Below are 13,521 nucleotides of genomic sequence, written 5' to 3'. Positions count from 1 at the left end.
TGCGGCCCGGCCGGGCTATTGCGGGCTTCAGCGCAGGCGGCGTGGGCAGGTGGCCAGTTGCGCATCATACAGAACCGCGCGCTCGGCCACCTCGCCCGAGATGCGCATCAGCCAGCTTTTCGCGCGGTAACTGCCGCGGCTGAAGCCGGTATGGCCTTCGTGATACGCAAGATATTGATTGCGCGCATCCGACAGCGAAATGCCGTTCCGTTCACGAGAAAGGTTCATGTACCAGCCCATGAAATCGGTGGCATCGCGAATGCGATCACGCCGGGCGCCCGAGCGGCCCGTGGCGCGGCGGTAGTCATCCCATGTGCCGTCCAGCGCCTGCGCATAGCCATAGGCCGAGCTTTGCCGGCCCATCGGGATCACCCCCACGGCAAAGCGCAGCGGTGTGCGCGCATTGCCGATGAATTTGCTTTCCTGGTAGATCGTGGCCATCTGCACGGCCACCGGAACGTCCCATTTGCGTTCGGTCGCCTTGAAGGCCCGGGCGTATTTCGGTCGCTGCGCCAGGATGGAACAGGCGTTGTCCAGGTTGCGCGGTGCCGAGAAGTCGCCGCCCCCGCAAGAGGCCAGTACCATCAACAACACCAATACGCGAAGAGTTCTGCTCATCTGCCTCTCGCCTTGTTTTTATCGTGTTTTGGGGCAGTTTACAGAAAATTGCCGCTCTGTGAAATCACAATCGCGGCGACAGCGCCTTTCACAAGAGTGTTTCCTTGATTTTCCGGGGCGCAGCGCGCATCTATAGTGGCTGAACAAGGAAGGCTCTTAATGACGGATGACATGTTGAAGACGCAGGCAAAGTACAACCTGGGCCAGGTGGTGCGGCACAAGCGCCACCCGTTCCGCGGCGTCGTGTTCGACGTGGACCCGCGTTTCAACAATACCGAGGAGTGGTACCAGGCCATCCCCGAGGAACTGCGCCCGCGCAAGGACCAGCCCTATTATCACCTGCTGGCCGAGAACGAGACCAGCTATTACATCGCTTACGTGTCCGAGCAGAACCTGCTGCCCGACACCTCGGGCGAGCCGGTGGACCACCCCGATATTCCCGACCTCTTCGGCCCATTCGAGGATGGGCATTACCCGTTGCATTTCCAACTGAACTAAGGCGCGCTGGCCACGAACCGCGCGGTTTTGCCGGAATACCGGGCAGTTCTTGGCGCCGAGGGGCTGTCATGACGCGGCGTCGGGCCGGGTGTGGATGTTTTTGAGAAAGAACAGGCAGGACCGCGCGATCTTGTGTGAAAATCGCGCGGTCCTGGCGTTGACGCCTTGGGCGGTTGTTCGGGGTTACACCTCGCGGGCGGTCGGGTCGGGAAGGACCCCATCCGCCGAATTGCGACGGTGGTTGAAGTTCGGGTCTTCGCGCTTGATCCTGCGGGATACCAGGTGCGCGACAGGAAGGGTCAGCACGGCGCCAAGCGCCACTGCCCCGACGATCACGGGCCACGTGTAATAGCCCAGGCTGAGCGCGACGATGAGAAATCCACCGGCCAGCACGGGAAACACGCCGGACGGGATAAGTACGTATTTCAGGCGATCCATTTCGGGCCTCCTTTCAAGCCAGACATATGCAGGCGACGGGGCGGTGAAAGGGCTGCTCAAGCAGGGGTGAGGAGGGCTCACGCCGAGGTGAGGTGTTCACGCGTTCTTGACCCTGGCAGGACGAGGGTGGGGGATGTCCGTCTACCTGCGCCCCCGCGTCACCGGCGCCCGCGTGTTCTTTACCGCCACCCAGGCCCATCGCGGCGGCGACCTGCTGCTGCTGCGCGAGGTCGCGTTGCTCCGCTGCGCGGTGCGCCAGACACGGGCCGAGCGGCCAATCGGCATAGATGCCTGGGTGCTGCTGCCCGATCATGTTCACGCAATCTGGGCGCTGCCTGCGGGCGACCGCGCGTACGGCGTGCGATGGGGCGCCATCAAGGCGCGGTTCACGATGGGTTTGCGCAAAAATTCCGCCAAGGACCGTAGGCAGGGCTTCAGCCCGGCACACCCTGCCATTCCCGATGAACTGCCGGTGGTGCGCTCGGGGCGGTATGCCGGGCTGAAGCCTGGCATACGGCTGGAAAAGCCCGGTCGCGGTCGGGGTCGAGCCGGGGCACACGCCGTTAGTCATCCATCTTCAGTGCGCTGATGAACGCCTCTTGCGGGATTTCCACCTTGCCGAACTGGCGCATCTTCTTCTTGCCGGCCTTCTGCTTGTCCAGCAGCTTGCGCTTTCGCGTTGCGTCACCGCCGTAACATTTGGCCGTCACGTCCTTGCGCATCGCCGAAAGGGTTTCGCGCGCGATGACCTTGCCGCCGATGGCCGCCTGGATCGGGATCTTGAACATGTGCCGGGGGATCAACTCCTTGAGCTTTTCGCACATGGCCCGCCCGCGTTGTTCGGCGCGGTCGCGGTGCACCATCATCGACAGCGCGTCCACCGGCTCGTCGTTGACGAGGATCTGCATCTTGACCAGCCGGTCCTCGCGGTAGCCTTCCATCTGGTAGTCGAAGGAGGCATAGCCCTTGGTCACCGATTTCAGACGGTCGTAGAAGTCGAACACCACCTCGTTGAGCGGCAGGTCATAGACCGCCATCGCCCGCCCGCCGACATAGGTCAGATCGAGCTGGATACCGCGGCGGTCCTGGCAGAGCTTCAGCACGTCGCCGAGATAATCGTCGGGCACCATGATGGTGGCCTTGATGCGCGGCTCTTCGACCCGTTCGACATGGGAGGGGTCGGGCATGTCGGCGGGGTTGTGCAGGTCGATCCGGGTGCCGTCCTTCATGTAGACGTGGTAGATCACGCTGGGCGCGGTGGTTATAAGCTCGATGTCGTATTCGCGCTCGATCCGGTCGCGGATCACCTCGAGATGGAGCAGCCCCAGAAAGCCACAGCGGAAGCCGAAGCCCAGCGCGGCAGAGGTCTCCATCTCGTAGGAGAAGGAGGCATCGTTGAGTGCCAGTTTCTCGATCGCGTCGCGCAGGTCTTCGAATTGCGAGCTGTCCACCGGAAATAGACCGCAGAACACCACCGGGACCGAGGGTTTGAAACCCGGCAGCGGGGTTTCGCACCCCTTCTTCTCGGTGGTGATGGTGTCGCCCACGCGGGTGTCGCGCACCTGCTTGATCTGGGCGGTGATATAGCCGATTTCGCCGGGGCCAAGCTCGTCCACGGCGGTCATGGCGGGGCGATAGACCCCGATGCGGTCGATGTCGTAAGTGCCGCCGGTTTTCATCATGCGGATGCGCTGGCCCTTTTTCAGCACACCGTCGATCACCCGCACGATTACCACGACGCCGAGGTAGGGGTCGTACTTGGAGTCCACCAGCATGGCCTTGAGTGGCGCGTCGCGCGTGCCGCCATGAGGTGGCGGCAGGCGCTGGACGATGGCCTCGAGCACGTCGGGGATGCCCACCCCGGTCTTTGCCGAGATCATGCAGGCGTCGGAGGCGTCGATGCCGATCACGTCCTCGATCTGCTCGCGGACGCGGTCGGGCTCGGCGGCGGGCAGGTCGATCTTGTTCAGGACCGGCACGATCTCGTGGTCGGCCTCGATCGCGGTATAGACATTCGCGAGGGTCTGCGCCTCGACCCCTTGCGTGGCGTCCACGACCAGCAGCGAGCCCTCGACCGCACGCATGGAGCGGCTGACCTCGTAGGCGAAGTCGACATGGCCCGGCGTGTCGATCAGGTTGAGGATATATGTATGCCCGTCCTTTGCCGGGTATTCGATGCGCACGGTGTTGGCCTTGATCGTGATGCCGCGTTCGCGCTCGATGTCCATCGCGTCGAGCAGTTGCTCTTTCATGTCGCGTTCGGCCACGGTGCCGGTAAGCTGGATCAGCCGGTCGGCCAGCGTGGATTTACCGTGGTCAATATGCGCCACGATGGAGAAATTGCGGATATGGGCGAGGTCTGTCATGAGGGGGATATGATGCGGATTTCAAAGGCGGTCAAGGCAATCTGTCGTGCGGTGCTGGTGCTGGCGCTGGTGGCGCCCTGGGGCGGGCCGGCGGCGGCGCAATCGCTGTGGGTCGAGGTCGACCTGTCCGAGCAGCGCATGACCGTGACCGAAGGGCAGGACCGGATGTTCGAATGGCCGGTTTCCACCGCGCGGGTCGGCAAATGCACACCGGCCGGGGTCTATACGCCCTACCTGTTGAAGGAAGAGCATTACTCGAGCCTTTACAACAACGCGCCGATGCCCTGGTCGGTGTTCTTCTTCGGGAATTATGCCATTCACGGCACCACGCAGGTCGACATGCTGGGCACACCGGCCTCGGCCGGATGCGTGCGGCTGGCGCCGGAAAACGCGGAAACGCTGTTCAGGCGCATCCAGGACGTGGGCAAATCCGAGACGCGAATCCTGATCCGCGAGTGATCAGCCGCCGGTTTCCTCGTTCAGCCAGGTGCTGGCCTCCGGGGTGCTGTGCCGGGCCTCCCAGGTGATGACGGGCAGATCGTAGGGGTGCGTGCGCGCAACAAGCGCGGCCAGGTCATCGACCAGCGCCGCGCGGGTCTTGAGCAGCAGGTTGACCTCGGTGTCTTCCTCGATCCTCTCTTGCCAGTGAAACAGGCTGACCATGCCCGGTGTCATGTTGGCACAAGCCGCCAGCCGCGCCGAAAGCGCCGCCCGGGCGATCGCACGCGCAGTGTCCATGTCTGGGCAGGGCACCGTCAGATGTATCATAGCCCGGAATGGCTGCCGTCGCAGAGCGGCGATTTGCCCGACTGCTTGCACCCACAGAAAAACACCTTTTTCGACGCCTCTGCGCTGAATTTCACCGGCGTGATGTCGGTGCCCTTGTGGCTGCCATCGCAAAAGGGCTGGTTCTGCGACTTGCCGCAGGCGCACCAGAAATACGTTTTGCCCGCTTCCACATCGACGGGATAGGGGGCTTTCTGTGCGATTTCAGGGGTATCGGTCATCAGGCTGTCCTTTGTCGGGTTGGCTGACTGACATGGTGCGCCATGCGCGGCCCGCGTCAAGCCCCGCGGCGCTGGCGACGGCGGTGCAGCGCATAAAGCGCGGGCGCGGCGAGATGGCGATAGGCGCGGTCGGCCAGCCAGTGCAGGACAGGCAAGCCGGTGAGCCACGCCAGCCAGCGCCAGCCCGGAAGCCGCGCCCAGAGCAGGCGAAACGCGTCCAGCCCTTCGTGCCGCTGGCCATCCTGTTCCACGCGGAAGGATTGCGCGGCGCTGTCGCGATCAAGCCCCCATCCAAGTGCGGCGTCGAGCCCGTCGATTTCCAGCTCCAAGCCCGATTTGCGGGCCAGCCTGTCATAGGCCGCCACCTCGCGAGAGCAGATGGGGCAGGTATCGTTATGCAACACGCGCAGTTTTGCCATGGGCCAAAGGATAGCGCGCGCAGGGCAGGGTCAAGCGGAACGGCGAGGTTGGTGTCGGCGGGTCTACGGGTGATGCCGGGTTGAAACCCGGTCGACGGGTGGGGCGGTTGACGGGGCGCGTGGTTTACAAGCGCCGCCCCCACAGGTCGTAGTCCCCGGCCTCGTCCACCTCGACCCGGACGATATCGCCCACGGCCAGCCCCTGAGTCGCCTCGTCGATGAACAGGTTTCCGTCAATCTCGGGCGCGTCGGACTTGGTGCGGCAGGTGGCGATGCCCTCGGCGTCGATATCATCCACGATCACGTCCATCACCTGGCCGACCTTGGCGGCCAGCTTGGCCTCGGAAATGGCTTGCGCCTTTTGCATGAACCGCTCCCACCGCTCTTGCTTGACCGCGTCGGGCACATGGTCTGGCAGGCTGTTCGAGCGCGCCCCGGCGACGTTTTCGTATTGAAAGCAGCCGACGCGATCCAGTTGCGCCTCGTCCAGCCAATCGAGCAGGGTCTGGAATTCTTCCTCGGTTTCGCCGGGATAGCCCACGATGAAGGTGGAGCGCAGGGTGATGTCCGGGCAGATGGCGCGCCATTCGGCGATCCGGTCGAGCGTGCGTTCGGCCGCTGCAGGGCGTGCCATGCGTTTCAGCGTATCGGGATGCGCGTGCTGGAACGGCACGTCGAGATAGGGCAGCACCAGCCCTTCGGCCATCAGCGGGATCATCTCGGCCACATGGGGGTAGGGATAGACGTAGTGCAACCGCACCCAGGCGCCCAATTGCCCAAGATCGCGGGCCAGCGTGGTGATCGGCTGCTCGGTCAGGGCGCGGCGCGTTTCACGATCCCAGTCGGTGCCGTAGGCGCTTGTATCCTGGCTGATGACCAGCAATTCCCTGACGCCGCCTTCCACCAGCTTTTCCGCTTCGCGCAGCACGGCGCGATGCGGGCGACTGGACAGTTTGCCACGCATGTCGGGGATGATGCAGAACTTGCACTTGTGATTGCAGCCTTCGGAAATCTTTAGATAACTATAGTGACGCGGCGTCAGCCTGACACCGCTTGCGGGCAACAGGTCGACAAAGGGGTCGGGCGACGGTGGCACGGCGGCGTGAACCGCATCCAGCACCTGTTCATACTGGTGCGGGCCGGTTACGGCCAGCACCTTGGGATGCGCGCCGGTGATGTATTCGGGCTCGGCGCCCAGGCAGCCGGTGACGATCACGCGGCCGTTTTCCGCCAGCGCCTCGCCGATGGCATCAAGGCTTTCGGCCTTGGCGCTGTCGAGAAACCCGCAGGTGTTCACGATCACCGCGTCGGCCCCGGAATAATCGGGGCTGATGCCGTAGCCTTCGGCGCGCAGCCGGGTCAGGATCCGCTCGCTATCCACCAATGCCTTGGGGCAGCCAAGCGATACCATGCCGATGGTCGGTTGGCCGTCACGGCGTGTTTCGCGGATGCGCGCATTGGCAAGATCGGGGCGAAGGTCTGGTGGATTCTGCATGGCTTGCCTGATACATCGCCGTGGTTTCCGGGGAAAGGGGATTGCGCATCGGTCCCGTGGCCCCGCGCGAAGGCGTGGTTGCCCGTTCAAGGGCGTGTCGGGCAAAAAAGGATCAAATGTTAAGGAATTTTTTGCATTTCCCTTCAATATACGTATATACAAGAGCGATACGAAAAAAAGAATGAGCAGGTTCTGTCGATGACTGGTGCACTGAAGAAAGCCTGGGCCGAAGTGGTCCAGCCAATGATTTTCCGCCCCCGACGGTTCCAGGTGGCAGCGCTGTGTTGCAAGACCGGGCCCGACGGGCTGCGTGTCTTGCTGATAACCTCGCGCGATACCGGGCGCTGGATACTGCCAAAGGGCTGGCCCATCGACGGGCTCACCGCGCCCGAGGCCGCCTTGCAGGAAGCCTGGGAAGAGGCCGGCGTGAAAGAGGCGCGGATCGAAGGCGGCGGTATCGGCCGGTATGACTATGACAAGCGCCTTCGGGGCGGTGTGCCTGTTCCGGTCGAGGTGCAGGTTTACCGTGTCGAGGTTCTGCGCCTGTCCGATACCTACCCCGAGGTGGATGAACGCACCCGCCGCTGGGTCAGCCCCGCCGAGGCCGCCGAGCTGGTGGACGAGGACGGGTTGAAGGCGCTGCTGCTTCAATTGTAACAGTTTTGAGAATTAATTGTGACAGCGCGGTTGATCCGCCGCGCTCGCGCGCGTAGGGCAGCCCGGATAACATTCCGGGGGCCAGGATGCGCACGCCGAAACACGATGACCAGAGCTGGAAAACGCTCGACAAGGATCTCAACCGCATCGCGCATGTGGAATATGCCACGGCCTATGTTGCGCGCCCCCTGGTGGCGCCGGGCATCGCGCTGGTCTTTATCGTTCTTGCCGGGCTGAGCGCCGCGGTGATTTTCGGGCAACAACCGGCAAACATGCTGGTCGTGGCGGCAGCGGTCTTTGGCGCCTACATGGCGATCAATATCGGTGCCAATGACGTGGCCAACAACATGGGCCCGGCGGTCGGGGCGAATGCGCTGACCATGGGGGGGGCCATCGTCATCGCTGCCTTGTGCGAAACCGCGGGCGCGCTTTTGGCGGGGGGTGATGTTGTCTCGACCATCTCCAAGGGTATTATCGACCCGGCGGGTGTGTCCGAAACGCGTGTCTTCATCTGGGCGATGATGGCGGCGCTGATCTCGTCGGCCTTGTGGGTGAACCTGGCGACATGGATCGGCGCGCCGGTGTCGACCACCCATTCGGTCGTCGGGGGCGTCATGGGCGCCGGTATCGCGGCGGCGGGCCTGTCGGCGGTGAACTGGCCCACCATGGGCGCGATTGCTGCCAGCTGGGTAATTTCCCCGGTGCTGGGCGGCGTGATCGCGGCGGCCTTTTTGGCCTTCATCAAGGCCAGGATCATCTATGTCGACGACAAGATCGCGGCGGCGCGCACATGGGTGCCCGTCCTGGTGGGGATCATGGCCGGGGTCTTTGCCACGTATCTTGCGATGAAGGGGTTGAAGAAGATCGTGAAGATCGACCTGGGGACCACGCTGTTCATCGGCGCGGTTATCGGTGCGTTGACCTATGCGATCACCGCGCCCCTCATCCGCCGACAATCCGAGGGGATGGAGAACCGCAACAAGTCGCTCAAGGCGCTGTTCGGCCTGCCGCTGGTCTTTTCCGCCGCATTGCTGAGCTTCGCGCACGGTGCCAATGACGTGGCCAACGCGGTGGGGCCACTGGCGGCAATCGTGCACGCGGCCGAGTTTGGCGATGTCACTGCCCAGGTGGCGATTCCGCAATGGGTGATGGTGATCGGGGCAATGGGCATATCCTTCGGGCTTTTCCTGTTCGGGCCGAAACTGATCCGCATGGTGGGCAGCCAGATCACCAAGCTGAACCCGATGCGCGCCTATTGCGTGGCGCTGTCGGCGGCGATCACGGTGATCCTGGCAAGTTGGCTGGGCCTGCCCGTCAGCTCGACCCATATCGCTGTGGGCGGGGTGTTCGGCGTCGGGTTCTTCCGCGAATGGCATGCCGAGCGGCGCCTGCAAAACGGTCATGTGGCCCGCCCCGCCGCCAAACGCCTGGCGCCCGAGGAACGTCGCCGGCGCAAGCTGGTGCGGCGCAGCCATTTCATGACCATCGTGGCGGCTTGGGTCATCACAGTGCCCGCCGCGGCCGCGATGTCGGCGGTGATCTTCCTGGTGCTCAACACCATCGTTCTGTAGCGGTCCGGCGAAACCCGGCTGATACCGCGGCCTTTGCTTTGCGGCGGCTGCCGGCGCTGGTATCGTTGCGCCGAGTTCAATCAGGGGGTGGCGTCATGCGCTGGGTTTTCCGTGTCATCGGTCTTGTCTTGGTCTTTGCCATCGTGGCGGTGGCGATGCTGTTCTTGCTGCCGGGCGAGCGTATCGCGCGCATCGCCACCAGCCAGATCGAGGCGCAGACGGGCCGGGCCGTCACGCTGTCGGGCGACACGCAGGTCAGTTTCTGGCCGGTGCTGGGCGTTTCCACGGGAAAGATGGCGCTTGCCAATGCCGACTGGTCCGATTCCGGCCCGATGATGGAGGCCGACAGCCTGAAGGTCGGGGTCGACATGGCCGCGCTTTTCGGGGGCAGCATCCGCATTACCGGGCTTGAAGCGGAAAACCCCGTGATCCGGCTGGAAACGGCCGCTGACGGCCGCGTGAACTGGCAGGTCGGGGTTGAGGGTGTCAGCCCCTCGGGTGTGGACGAAAGCACCGCGAACCCGCTGGCGCTAACGCTTGACCGGGCGCTTATCACGAATGCCACGATCCGCTACACTGATGGTGCGACCCGGGCCACCAGCATCTACGACAATGTCGATTTCGACATGCAATGGCCCGATGCGGCCGGCGCTGCGGATTTCGTGCTGCGCCTGCGCCCGCCGGACGGCGACACGGTCGAGGTGACGGCCACGGTGCAGAATTTCGCAGGGCTGTTCGAGGGGGAGGCACAGCCGATGGTCGCGCGCGCCAGCCTGGGCGGTGGCAGCGTTAGTTTCGATGGCCAGGGCGGTCCGGGGCTGTTTGCGCAAGGCGCGCTGCGGGCCGAACTGCCGAATACCGGCGCGGCACTGGCCGCGCTTGGCATTGGCGGCGTGGATATCCCACGCGGACTGGGCCGGTCGGTCGATCTGTCGGCACGGTTCGATTTCAACGGCACGCGGGCGGCGCTGGACGACCTGGTGCTGACGCTCGACAACAATCGCCTGAATGGCGATGTGGCCGTCGCGCTGAACGACGTGCCGCGCGTGACGGGCCGCCTGTCGGCGGGCGCGCTTGACCTGACCTCGTTTTCCGCCGCTGACGGTGCCGGGGCCGCACCGTCCCCGGGCAGCGGGTGGTCGAAAGCGTCGATTGATGCCAGTGGGCTGTCAGCCTTTGACGCCGATCTCGCACTTGCGGCGGACTCGGTTGACCTGGGCCAGTTCCGGTTGGGCCAGACGCGGGCACGGGTCACCAATGATCGCGCCCGCGCGGTGGTGGATATCACGCGGATCGATGCCTATGGCGGCCAGATCGCGGGGGATTTCGTGATGAACAATCGCTCGGGGCTTTCGGTGGGCGGACGGCTGCGTGCCAGCGGCGTCGATTTGCAGGCCCTGCTGGGCGATGCGGTGGGCATCACGCGGTTTCGCGCCACCGGGGACGCGCGGGTGGAGTTCCTGGGCGTCGGCCGATCGCTGAATGCGATCATGCGCTCGCTCAGCGGCGATGGCGAGATTTCGACGGGCAAGGGCGTGATCAACGGGATCGACCTTGACCGGCTGATGCGCGGCGACATGACCACCGGCGGCACGACCGTTTTCGATGAAACCGGCGCCACGTTCACGCTGGCCGAGGGGGTGTTGCGCAACGATGACTTTTCGATGGCGCTGCCCTTTGGCCGTGCCCGCGGCGCGGGGCGGGTGAACCTGGGCGCACAGACCCTGAATTACACCATAACCCCGATATCGCTGACGGCGCGCGACGGGCGCGGGCTGGCCGTGCCGGTGCGTGTGCGCGGGCCCTGGGCCGACCCGAATATCTCGATCGACCTCGAGCGCGCGGTACGCGACAATTTCGACCAGGAGATCGAGGAAAAGAAAGATGAGCTGCGCCAGCGCCTTGAAGATCGCGTGACCGAAGAACTGGGCAACACCCCGCAGGAAGAGGGCCAGGGCGCCGAGCAAGAACAGGGCCAGAGCGCCGAGGATGCAGTCAAGGACAAGGTGGAAGACGAGCTGAAGCGCGGGTTGCGCAAGCTGTTCGAATGACCGCTGGAGCCGCCTTGCAGGCCCGCCTGGCCGGTCAGCCTGCAAGGCAGTGGTGCAAGGGCGGGTTTACACGCCCAGGCACCAGCGCATGACGGCCTTTTGCGCGTGCAGGCGGTTTTCGGCCTCGTCGAAGATCACCGAATGGGGGCCATCCATCACCTCGGATGTCGCCTCGTCATCGCGATGGGCGGGCAGGCAGTGCATGAACAGCGCGTCGGGCTTGGCATGGGCCATCAGCGCGGTGTTCACCTGGTAGGGGCGCAACTGGTTGTGGCGCCGTTCGCGCGCGCTTTGCGGATCGTGCATGGACACCCAGGTATCGGTCACAACCAGGTCGGCACCCTGCACGGCCTTGACCGGATCGCGTTCGATCACGACATTTGCACCCTTGGCGCGGGCCTCTTCCACGAAAACCATTTCCGGGTCCAGCGGCGGCGGGCCGGTGAATGTGAGGTCGAACCCGAACTGCCCGGCGGCATGGGCAAAGCTGGCAAACACGTTGTTGCCATCCCCCGACCACACCACCTTCCTGCCCTTGATGGGGCCGCGGTGCTCTTCGAATGTCAGGATGTCGGCCATGATTTGGCAAGGGTGGCTGCGGTTGGTCAACCCGTTGATCACCGGCACGGTGGCATGTTCCGCCATTTCCAGAAGCGTCTGCTCTTCGAAGGTGCGGATCATGATCAGGTCGACATAGCGCGACAGGACGCGCGCGGTATCGGCGATTGTCTCGCCATGGCCAAGTTGCATGTCGGTGCCCGACAGCACCATGGTTTCGCCGCCCATCTGGCGCACGCCCACGTCAAAGCTGACGCGTGTCCGGGTCGAGGGCTTTTCAAAGATCAGCGCGACCATGTGGCCGGCAAGCGGCTGTTCGTCGTCGGGTGCGCCCTTGGGGCGCCCGTTGCGCGCGGATTTCATTGCCTGCGCGGTGTCGATCATTGACCGCAGGGCGGTGGCGTCGGTCTTGTTGATATCGAGAAAATGAGTCATCTGGTTTCGATCCTTTGGGCGGGGCACATGGGGCGCTGCCCCGTTTGGCCCTCTGGCCAGTTCACCCCCGAAGCTTGTCGGGCAATACGAAGATCAGCCATTGCTTGCTTGCGTGGCCGCACGGTCAAGACGGGCGAGCGCCTCGGTCACCTCGTCCGCGGACAGGGTGAGAGGTGGCAACAGCCGGATCACGTTGTCTGCCGCGGGCACGGTGATCACCTGCGCGTCATAGCCGGCTTGCACGATATCGGCATTGGGGGCCTTGCACTTGATGCCCAGCATAAGCCCGGCGCCGCGCACCTCTTCGAACACGTCCGGGTGGCTGGCGATCAGCCCCTCCAACCCCTGGCGAAGCTGGCCGGCGACCTGGTTCACATGGGCCAGGAAACCGGGGTCGGCCACGTGGTCCATCACCGCGCACCCCACCGCGCAGGCCAGCGGGTTGCCGCCATAGGTCGAGCCATGCGTGCCCGCCGTCATGCCGCTGGCCGCCTGTTCGGTGGCCAGCACCGCGCCCAGCGGAAAGCCGCCGCCGATGCCCTTGGCCACCATCATGATGTCGGGCGTGACGCCCGCCCATTCATGGGCGAACAGCTTGCCGGTGCGGCCCATGCCGCATTGCACCTCGTCCAAGATCAACAGCGCGCCGGTTTCATCGCACAGCTCGCGCAGGCCCTTGAGGCATTGATCGGGCAGGGCGCGAATACCGCCCTCGCCCTGCACGGGCTCGATCAGCACCGCTGCCGTGCGATCGGTGAGCGCCGCGCGCAGCGCATCGTGATCGCCCCAATCGAGATGGGTAAAGCCGGGCATCAGCGGGCCGAAACCCTTGGTCATCTTCTCTGACCCGGCCGCCGCGATGGCGGCGGTGCTGCGCCCGTGGAACGCGCCCGAGAACGTGATGATCTCGACCCGGTCGGGATCGCCCTTTTCGTACCAGAACTTGCGCGCCATCTTGACGGCCAGTTCGCAGCTTTCGGTGCCGGAATTGGTAAAGAACACCGTGTCGGCAAAGGTGGCATCCACCAGTTTGTCGGCCAGCGCCTGCTGCTGCGGGATCTGGTAAAGGTTCGAGACATGCCACAATTTCCCGGCTTGATCCGTCAACGCCTTGACCAGTGCCGGGTGCGCGTGGCCCAGGGCGTTCACGGCAATTCCGGCGCCCAGATCGAGGAATCGTCGCCCATCCGCCGTCATCAGCCAGCTGCCCTCGCCCTTGGTAAATTCAAGCGGCGCGCGGGAATAGGTCGGCAGAATACTGGGGATCATGGCGATCATCCTTCGAGAAAAAGAAGCCAAATCAGTGCCGAAATGCACGGGCTTCGTCAAGTTTGAGGGAGTTTGCGCAATTCAGCGCGGATGACAACTGCGAATACGAATATGACGTCAGGCGCGGGTATGTCGGCGT

General features: G+C 64.2%; 15 protein-coding genes. 6 read left to right on the top strand and 9 right to left on the bottom strand.

Going from position 1 to position 13,521, the window contains the following annotated elements; translation table 11 throughout:
- Positions 1-27: 27 nt before the first annotated feature.
- Entirely contained in the window at positions 28-618 is a 591-nt protein-coding gene (locus tag M8744_RS05160; RefSeq protein ID WP_251410504.1) for a transglycosylase SLT domain-containing protein, read from the bottom strand.
- Positions 619-789: 171 nt separating this feature from the next.
- Here M8744_RS05160 and hspQ point away from each other — a divergent pair, with 171 nt between their 5' ends.
- On the top strand, positions 790-1,116 hold the full coding sequence (gene hspQ / locus M8744_RS05155; protein WP_251411132.1) for a heat shock protein HspQ: 327 nt from the start codon (positions 790-792) through the stop codon (positions 1,114-1,116).
- Positions 1,117-1,299: 183 nt separating this feature from the next.
- On the opposite strand, the gene M8744_RS05150 is transcribed toward hspQ, so the two are convergent.
- Entirely contained in the window at positions 1,300-1,554 is a 255-nt protein-coding gene (locus M8744_RS05150; protein ID WP_251410501.1) for a hypothetical protein, read from the bottom strand.
- A gap of 133 nt (positions 1,555-1,687) precedes the next feature.
- Here M8744_RS05150 and M8744_RS05145 point away from each other — a divergent pair, with 133 nt between their 5' ends.
- A complete protein-coding gene (locus M8744_RS05145; protein WP_251410498.1) occupies positions 1,688-2,143 on the top strand; it encodes a hypothetical protein in 456 nt (151 codons plus the stop codon).
- Here the strand turns inward: M8744_RS05145 and lepA are convergent.
- Positions 2,118-3,920: a translation elongation factor 4 gene (lepA, locus tag M8744_RS05140; protein WP_251410494.1), complete on the bottom strand. Its 1,803-nt coding sequence runs from the start codon at positions 3,918-3,920 to the stop codon at positions 2,118-2,120. The genes M8744_RS05145 and lepA overlap by 26 nt on opposite strands.
- Before the next feature lie 9 nt (positions 3,921-3,929).
- Between lepA and M8744_RS05135 the strand changes: the two genes are divergently transcribed.
- Positions 3,930-4,379 (top strand): L,D-transpeptidase, encoded by a 450-nt coding sequence (locus M8744_RS05135; protein ID WP_251410490.1) that lies wholly within the window; start codon positions 3,930-3,932, stop codon positions 4,377-4,379.
- Here the strand turns inward: M8744_RS05135 and cutA are convergent, their stop codons facing one another.
- The 4 genes from cutA to rimO form a co-directional block, all read right to left on the bottom strand.
- Complete coding sequence (gene cutA, locus M8744_RS05130) at positions 4,380-4,688, bottom strand: divalent-cation tolerance protein CutA (protein ID WP_256474105.1); 309 nt, start codon at positions 4,686-4,688, stop codon at positions 4,380-4,382.
- A complete protein-coding gene (locus tag M8744_RS05125; protein ID WP_251410483.1) occupies positions 4,685-4,927 on the bottom strand; it encodes a CDGSH iron-sulfur domain-containing protein in 243 nt (80 codons plus the stop codon). The genes cutA and M8744_RS05125 overlap by 4 nt, the downstream gene beginning before the upstream one ends.
- Positions 4,928-4,983: 56 nt before the next feature.
- Positions 4,984-5,346, bottom strand: a complete 363-nt coding sequence (locus M8744_RS05120) for a thiol-disulfide oxidoreductase DCC family protein (protein WP_251410480.1) — start codon at positions 5,344-5,346, stop codon at positions 4,984-4,986.
- A 124-nt stretch (positions 5,347-5,470) separates the two neighbouring features.
- The gene (gene rimO, locus M8744_RS05115) at positions 5,471-6,841 is read right to left on the bottom strand and encodes a 30S ribosomal protein S12 methylthiotransferase RimO (RefSeq protein WP_251410477.1); all 1,371 of its coding nucleotides are present in this window, start codon (positions 6,839-6,841) and stop codon (positions 5,471-5,473) included.
- A gap of 198 nt (positions 6,842-7,039) precedes the next feature.
- Between rimO and M8744_RS05110 the strand changes: the two genes are divergently transcribed.
- The 3 genes from M8744_RS05110 (at position 7,040) to M8744_RS05100 (ending at position 11,120) form a co-directional block, all read left to right on the top strand.
- The gene (locus tag M8744_RS05110) at positions 7,040-7,498 is read left to right on the top strand and encodes an NUDIX hydrolase (protein ID WP_251410474.1); all 459 of its coding nucleotides are present in this window, start codon (positions 7,040-7,042) and stop codon (positions 7,496-7,498) included.
- Between the two features lie 86 nt (positions 7,499-7,584).
- The gene (locus M8744_RS05105) at positions 7,585-9,069 is read left to right on the top strand and encodes an inorganic phosphate transporter (protein WP_251410471.1); all 1,485 of its coding nucleotides are present in this window, start codon (positions 7,585-7,587) and stop codon (positions 9,067-9,069) included.
- Between the two features lie 95 nt (positions 9,070-9,164).
- A complete protein-coding gene (locus M8744_RS05100; RefSeq protein ID WP_251410469.1) occupies positions 9,165-11,120 on the top strand; it encodes an AsmA family protein in 1,956 nt (651 codons plus the stop codon).
- A 66-nt stretch (positions 11,121-11,186) separates the two neighbouring features.
- Here M8744_RS05100 and argF read toward each other — a convergent pair whose 3' ends face one another.
- Positions 11,187-12,113 (bottom strand): ornithine carbamoyltransferase, encoded by a 927-nt coding sequence (gene argF, locus M8744_RS05095; protein WP_251410466.1) that lies wholly within the window; start codon positions 12,111-12,113, stop codon positions 11,187-11,189.
- A 93-nt stretch (positions 12,114-12,206) separates the two neighbouring features.
- On the bottom strand, positions 12,207-13,382 hold the full coding sequence (locus M8744_RS05090; protein ID WP_251410463.1) for an aspartate aminotransferase family protein: 1,176 nt from the start codon (positions 13,380-13,382) through the stop codon (positions 12,207-12,209).
- Between the last annotated feature and the right edge of the window lie 139 nt (positions 13,383-13,521).

Origin of the sequence: Lutimaribacter degradans (assembly GCF_023703375.1) — a bacterium.
Classification (GTDB): domain Bacteria; phylum Pseudomonadota; class Alphaproteobacteria; order Rhodobacterales; family Rhodobacteraceae; genus Lutimaribacter; species Lutimaribacter degradans.
The sequence above is the reverse complement of the archived record's forward strand: the minus strand, read 5'-3'. Positions and strand labels throughout refer to the sequence as shown.

What these genes read in the sequence shown, in the direction of transcription:
- M8744_RS05160 (WP_251410504.1), bottom strand. Translation starts at nt 618, where the DNA reads ATGAGCAGAACTCTTCGCGTATTGGTGTTGTTGATGGTACTGGCCTCT.
- hspQ (WP_251411132.1), top strand. Translation starts at nt 790, where the DNA reads ATGTTGAAGACGCAGGCAAAGTACAACCTGGGCCAGGTGGTGCGGCAC.
- M8744_RS05150 (WP_251410501.1), bottom strand. Translation starts at nt 1,554, where the DNA reads ATGGATCGCCTGAAATACGTACTTATCCCGTCCGGCGTGTTTCCCGTG.
- M8744_RS05145 (WP_251410498.1), top strand. Translation starts at nt 1,688, where the DNA reads ATGTCCGTCTACCTGCGCCCCCGCGTCACCGGCGCCCGCGTGTTCTTT.
- lepA (WP_251410494.1), bottom strand. Translation starts at nt 3,920, where the DNA reads ATGACAGACCTCGCCCATATCCGCAATTTCTCCATCGTGGCGCATATT.
- M8744_RS05135 (WP_251410490.1), top strand. Translation starts at nt 3,930, where the DNA reads ATGATGCGGATTTCAAAGGCGGTCAAGGCAATCTGTCGTGCGGTGCTG.
- cutA (WP_256474105.1), bottom strand. Translation starts at nt 4,688, where the DNA reads ATGATACATCTGACGGTGCCCTGCCCAGACATGGACACTGCGCGTGCG.
- M8744_RS05125 (WP_251410483.1), bottom strand. Translation starts at nt 4,927, where the DNA reads ATGACCGATACCCCTGAAATCGCACAGAAAGCCCCCTATCCCGTCGAT.
- M8744_RS05120 (WP_251410480.1), bottom strand. Translation starts at nt 5,346, where the DNA reads ATGGCAAAACTGCGCGTGTTGCATAACGATACCTGCCCCATCTGCTCT.
- rimO (WP_251410477.1), bottom strand. Translation starts at nt 6,841, where the DNA reads ATGCAGAATCCACCAGACCTTCGCCCCGATCTTGCCAATGCGCGCATC.
- M8744_RS05110 (WP_251410474.1), top strand. Translation starts at nt 7,040, where the DNA reads ATGACTGGTGCACTGAAGAAAGCCTGGGCCGAAGTGGTCCAGCCAATG.
- M8744_RS05105 (WP_251410471.1), top strand. Translation starts at nt 7,585, where the DNA reads ATGCGCACGCCGAAACACGATGACCAGAGCTGGAAAACGCTCGACAAG.
- M8744_RS05100 (WP_251410469.1), top strand. Translation starts at nt 9,165, where the DNA reads ATGCGCTGGGTTTTCCGTGTCATCGGTCTTGTCTTGGTCTTTGCCATC.
- argF (WP_251410466.1), bottom strand. Translation starts at nt 12,113, where the DNA reads ATGACTCATTTTCTCGATATCAACAAGACCGACGCCACCGCCCTGCGG.
- M8744_RS05090 (WP_251410463.1), bottom strand. Translation starts at nt 13,382, where the DNA reads ATGATCCCCAGTATTCTGCCGACCTATTCCCGCGCGCCGCTTGAATTT.